Genomic DNA, 1,173 nt, shown 5'->3' with positions numbered 1-1,173 from the left:
GTGAGCGCGACCGCCTCGCGGCGCGCGCGGCGGCAGTCGAGGAAACCCTCCGCGCGGCCCGCGACGGCGCGAGCGCGGCCCGCGAGTCCTGGCTCGACCTCAAGGAACGCCGGCTTCGCGGCATCGCCGCCGAACTCGCGGCCGGCCTGGTGCCGGGCGACCCCTGCGCGGTCTGCGGCTCGCCCGACCACCCCGCCCCGGCAGTGGCAGACGCCGCCCACGTCGACCGCGCCCGCGAGGACGCGGCCTACGACACGTACACCCGCGCGGACACGGCCCGCGCCGACGCCGAACGCGAACTGGCCGTCGTCCGCGAGTCGTTCACCGCGGTGCGGAAGGCGGCCCGCGAACTCCCGCCCGCACCGGCCGCGCCCACCGCCCAGGCCGACGTGGCGCCTGACGCGGACATGGACGGGGGCGGGGGCGGACCGTCCGGCACCGGCCGGGACGGCAACGGAGCTCACGAGGCGGCCGGCCGGGCCGTCGGGTCCGGCGTCGGCCCGGCGGGCGACGCCGGTGGAGAAGCCGTTGGAGACGCGGACCCCGAGGTCCGGGAGCTGGTCGCCGTCGTCGAGGCGCTGGAGTGCGAGCACCGGGAGGCGTATGCGCTGGCCGCGGGGACGCACGCCGCGCGGGAGGCGCTGGACCGGGCCGAGCGGGAGCGCGAGGAGAGGCTTGCCGCACGGCAGGCGGCCGAGACCCGGGGGGCCGCGCTGCGGGAGCGGCGGGAGGTGCTCGACCGGGAGCAGGCGGTGCTGGACGCCGAGGTCGCCCGAGCGACAGGCGGCGCCGGCAGCGTGGCCGAGCGGTCCGCGCTGCTGGAGCGGCGGATCGGGCTGCTCGCCGAAGCCGCCGAAGCCGTCCGCGCGGCCGAGGACACGGCCCGCCGGCTGAAGGAGGCCGACGACCGGCTCGCCGACGCCGCTTTCCGCGCCGGGTACGACACACCCGCCGAAGCCGCCGCCGCGCTGCTCGACGACGACGCGCAACGCGAGCTCCAGCACCGGCTCGACGCCTGGCAGCGCGAGGCCGCGGCGGTCGCCGACCGGCTCGCCGAGCCGGAGACCCTGGCCGCCGCCGGGCTCCCACCCGCGGACCTGTTCGCCGCGCAGCGGGCGCACGACGCCGCCGACCGCCGAGGAGTTCCTGCGTCTCCATCACCGTGAGGAGCCG

1 pseudogene is annotated in these 1,173 nt (G+C 79.3%); it reads left to right on the top strand.

Annotation, left to right across the window (positions count from 1 at the left end):
- A pseudogene (locus ABT078_RS42525) lies at positions 1-1,166 on the top strand (AAA family ATPase); the annotation flags it as partial.
- Positions 1,167-1,173: the final 7 nt, after the last annotated feature.

It is taken from the genome of Streptomyces sp. NPDC002133, assembly GCF_040296405.1.
GTDB lineage: Bacteria > Actinomycetota > Actinomycetes > Streptomycetales > Streptomycetaceae > Streptomyces.
The sequence above is the reverse complement of the archived record's forward strand: the minus strand, read 5'-3'. Positions and strand labels throughout refer to the sequence as shown.